The organism is Amycolatopsis sp. (assembly GCF_036008905.1).
In the GTDB taxonomy this organism is placed as follows: Bacteria; Actinomycetota; Actinomycetes; order Mycobacteriales; family Pseudonocardiaceae; genus Amycolatopsis.
In genome coordinates, this window is record NZ_DASYMU010000030.1 from 1 (window position 1) to 4,170 (window position 4,170).

Sequence of the window (4,170 nt, forward strand, 5' to 3'; positions counted from 1 at the left end):
AACAGCGGCCACGCGAAGGCCGCGATGGGTTCATCCGGGTAGAAGTCGCCGCGCTCTAGATGCTCGCCGATGGCACGGACGGTGGCTGCGGAGGGGCGACCGGTCTTGTCGCTGCACTTCACCTCACCGGCCGCGCACAGTTCAAGCACGGTGCGCAGAGTGGCGAGGGCTTCTGACTCGGTCAGCCGCACCTGGTGGTCGCGTGAGGCAGGCAAGGAACGCACCTTGTTCACGCTACTGGGTCCTCCGCGGTTCGTTCCCGCACCTTCGCCAATGCCCGGCGGCCGACCCCAAAACACGTAGGCACGCCAACTCCACGCCGATCAGGTCCAGGAACTCATCGCTGGGCTACCAGGCCGGAACAGCCGTGTACGAGCTGGGCGCCCACCGAAACAGCCAACCTGCGGCGTTTCACAAAAGGAGACATCCGAATGCTGCGAGTTTATCCTTGATGAGAGATCGAGATCAGTGTCAGCAGCCTCGATGACGAACAGTGAGATCCTCGTCCCCATCTGCGTGACCTACGACCGTCGCGACATGGTGGTGACTCTGGTGGCCAAACCAAAGAGGCGGGGACGCAAGCCCCGAACCCATGTGTCAAGGGTCCGGATTCGGGGTGTGCGACACGATCCGCCAGACGCGCACAAGATCGCCAAGGTCCTCGTTGAGATCGCAAGAAGCCTGGATGGCGACCCGGATCAAGATCCAGGCAGCCCGGCCGAAGTTCTAGTAAGCGACCCAACGTGTCGCGACCAAACCCCTGACACAGATGAACCCCCTACGAGCGCCTGACCTGGGATTTCCAGGCGCTCAGGGGGTTCATCTACAACTTCATGTGTGGAGCTAAGGGGATTCGAACCCCTGACCCCCTCACTGCCAGGTCAAACGGTGCCGTTGACTACCGTTGGTCGCCATTCCGTGCCGTTCACTGCCTTTGACGGCACCCCTGTGCCCCAGATTTGCCCCAGTTGAAACAGCGTGAACCGCACTGCGGGACGAGGTCCGCGCGACCAGACTCAGTTGATGGACACCGACGAGGTCGACGGCCTTCGTGGCGGTGAACGTCCAGTCGACCTGCCGTTCGCCCTCCCCCTCCGCGACGAGGTGATTCACGTCGACGGTGTACTCGGCGCTGTGCTCGATGGAGGTGTCGAACTCGACCACGTCCGGGACGATCTTGAGGTTCGGCCCGACGGACACGACCCGGCGATGCTTCACCGCGGTCGCGCGGCGCAGCGGATCCATCGACCACACCACCGGGCTCGTGACACCGATGATCTCGGCCTGCACCAGTTCGATAGAGAACACGGCGCTCACGACCGGCGCGTCACCCTGGCGGAACGTGCAGCTCAACGACACAAGGTAATAGTGGTCCTCGTCGCCGGCCCCGTCGGCGTCCGGGTACAGCCGGATCGCCTGTGCGCGGCCGATGCTGACCTGACCGGCTACCCGGTCGCCTCCGGCGTCGCCGAGCGTTCGCCGCGGGACCAGATCGACATCGACCTCGTCGAGCTCGGGCAGGACCACCTCAGCCATCAGACATCCTCCCCAGTCTCGGTCTCAGGAAAAACGTTAGCGGCTGGGGCGCCCAACGGGCGAGAAATTCCGCCCTCGACAGCCGCGAAAATTCGACTGCGCTTCCACCGCCCGGCCGGGCGCCAGATCCTCAACCGCCAGGAGGTTCCGATGCGTCGCCGAGGGCTCTCTGTCACGGAAGTTGACGACGCTGTCCGGCTCTACACGGCCAGGCGGAACCGGGCCCCGGTTTCAGCTCGGCTGCGCCTGTTGCTGTTCCTGCTTGTTCTCCTCGGCCCAGGCGGCCTCGGCCTGCGACTGGATGTCAGTGAGGCCGCGGTCGACCTGGACGATGTCCTTGCCCACCCAGCCGGCGAAGTTCTTCGAGCTCTTGGCGTCGGAGAGCGATTTCAGCATCGGGTAGTAGTCCGGCTTGTTCTTCTTCAGCCAGTCGTCGACCCACTTCATCTTCCCGTAGCTGTCACCGAACTTGGTCTTCAGCCAGTCCTCGTGCTTCTTGATCGTCGAGACGTCCTGGTCGCTCAGCTTTGACTTCGGCGACGGCGGCTTCGGCGCCGGTGCCGGGTCCGCGGGCCTCGGCAGCGGCCGCGAGAAGTTCGGCGTGGTGCCGTCGCCCGGGGGCCGGGTGACGGGCGTGCCACCGCCGGGCACCGCCGGGCCGTCGTGGGTGATCGCGTTGCCGGGTGGAGGAAGCGGCCGCGAAAAGTTGGGGACCGTGCCGTCGCCGCCGGGCCGGGCGCTCGGCGTGGCGCCAGGTCGAGGCAGCGGCCGCGAGAAGTTCGGCACGCCGCCGGCGTTTCCGGCCGGGCGCGGTAGGTTGGTCATCTCGTGCCCCGGGTTCGCGCCGCCCTTCGGCTTGACCAGCTTCGACAGCTGGGTGAGCCGAGCCAGGGTGCGACCGGCGTAGGCGACGACCTTGGCGAGCTTGGCCACCATCGCCGCGACCTGGATCGAGACCGTCACGACGCACTTGCCCACCCCGACCACGATCGACGCGCCGAAGGTGAACGCGGCCATCGCGAGCGCGATCAGCATCGTGGAGATGATGTCACCGAGGATCGTCGTGATGATGTCGCGGAGCAGCGAGCGGACGGCGCCGATCAGAGCTCCGGTGGTCTCGACCATGTAGCCGGCGACGTCGGACGCCTTGGCGTTGGCGTCGATCCAGCCTTTGCGGTCGCCGATCGACTTCACGAAGCTGTCGTGGCCGTCGCCCTGCCACTGGGTGATCGTCGACTGGAGCGTGGAGTCGAGTTCGGTCCCGGTGTTGCGCAGCCCCTCGCCGATCTTGTGCAGCTCGTTGGCGATCTTCGTGACCTCGGCGGGGTTGCCCGCGACCTGGTCCAGTGGCCACTTCAGGAACGAGACGTGCTCGATCAGCCAGCCCAGGCCCGCGGCGATCAGCTTCGCGAACGGGTCCATGACCAGCGCGACGGTGTCGAGCGCGGCGCTGATGATGTTGATGCCCAGCTCGATGCTGACGGCCGCGAGGTCACCGCCGTGCGCGTCCTGGACCTTGCCGATCGAGTCGGCCACCATGTGCCAGCTGTCGATCGCGCCGGCTCCGGTCGTGGAGTTCGACGGCGTGATGGGAACGGTCACTGGCTCAGCTCCGTCTTGAACGTGCCCAAGGTCTGGACCACGCTCGAGTCATGGTTCGTGTACACGTCGGCGGCCTTCTTCACGTCGGTGGCGGACTTGGCGATGTCGCCGACGAGTTTGGTGATCTCCCCCGTGATCACGGCCATCGTGATGCGCGAGGGCACGGCGAGCACCTGCGCGAGCAGGATGCCGAACGCGGCGTTGTCGAATCCGTTGGCGGCCTCCATCCGGTTGGCGGCGTCCTGCACCGCCGGTTGGGTGGTGCCCGACAGGAACTGGCTGAACTTTTCCAGCTCCGCGGGGTCGACCGAAAAACCTGCTCCAGAAACCACCGGTTCTCCTCCTAGTTACCAGGGGTTGCTCTCGCCGTTGTCCTCGTCCGGCTCCTGCCGGGGACGACGGCGCGGCTGACCACGCTGCGGTTGCGGTGGACTCGGCGGCGGCTGCTGCGGCGGGGGCGAAGGCGGTCGCGACGGCCGGTCGTCGACCTCCTCCTCCGGCAGGAACCTGGCGCCACTTTCCGGGCGTGGTGTCCCCTCGTCCGGTTCGGGCTCCGGCAGGAACTCGTCCAGCAGTTCGCGGGCGGCCGAGCTCTCTCCCACCAAGCCGCTGAACGCGTCCGCGACCTCGGCCGAGACCTTCTGCTGCGCGCGGCCGATCAGCTGCATCACCTGGCTGGAAAGGGCTTGCGGGGGACGCTCGTACGCCCGGGGGCCGAACCGGAGTTCCTGCAGGGCCCCGCTCGGGCCGACGGTCACCGAAACCGCCCCGTCCGGCGCCTGCACGGTGACGACGGCGGACCGGAGTCTTTCCTGGGCGGCAGTGACCTTGGCCTGGAATCCATCGAGCTCGGCGGTGAACGCGGCCAACGGGTCGTCGCCACCGGGGGGCACTGACTGTGTCAATTTGTCCTCGTCGCGAGAAGGAACATGCGTCACCAGAAGTCAATCAGCGCCCCCTCAACTTCAGATGGCACCAACACAACCACCAGCTGAATGCGACATGAACCACATGCTGTAGGCAGGTCAGATT

4 protein-coding genes and 1 pseudogene are annotated in these 4,170 nt (G+C 66.2%); all 5 read right to left on the minus strand.

Annotation, left to right across the window (positions count from 1 at the left end; all coding sequences use genetic code 11):
* A pseudogene (locus tag VGP60_RS05960) lies at nt 1–233 on the minus strand (hypothetical protein); the annotation flags it as partial.
* A 637-nt stretch (nt 234–870) separates the two neighbouring features.
* The gene (locus tag VGP60_RS05965; RefSeq protein ID WP_327546847.1) at nt 871–1,536 is read right to left on the minus strand and encodes a hypothetical protein; all 666 of its coding nucleotides are present in this window, start codon (nt 1,534–1,536) and stop codon (nt 871–873) included.
* Nucleotides 1,537–1,767: 231 nt separating this feature from the next.
* Nucleotides 1,768–3,138 (minus strand): hypothetical protein, encoded by a 1,371-nt coding sequence (locus VGP60_RS05970; protein ID WP_327546848.1) that lies wholly within the window; start codon nt 3,136–3,138, stop codon nt 1,768–1,770.
* Nucleotides 3,135–3,470, minus strand: a complete 336-nt coding sequence (locus VGP60_RS05975; protein ID WP_327546849.1) for a hypothetical protein — start codon at nt 3,468–3,470, stop codon at nt 3,135–3,137. Before VGP60_RS05975 ends, VGP60_RS05970 begins: the two co-directional genes overlap by 4 nt.
* A 15-nt stretch (nt 3,471–3,485) precedes the next feature.
* The gene (locus VGP60_RS05980) at nt 3,486–4,043 is read right to left on the minus strand and encodes a YbaB/EbfC family nucleoid-associated protein (RefSeq protein ID WP_327546850.1); all 558 of its coding nucleotides are present in this window, start codon (nt 4,041–4,043) and stop codon (nt 3,486–3,488) included.
* Nucleotides 4,044–4,170 lie beyond the last annotated feature (127 nt).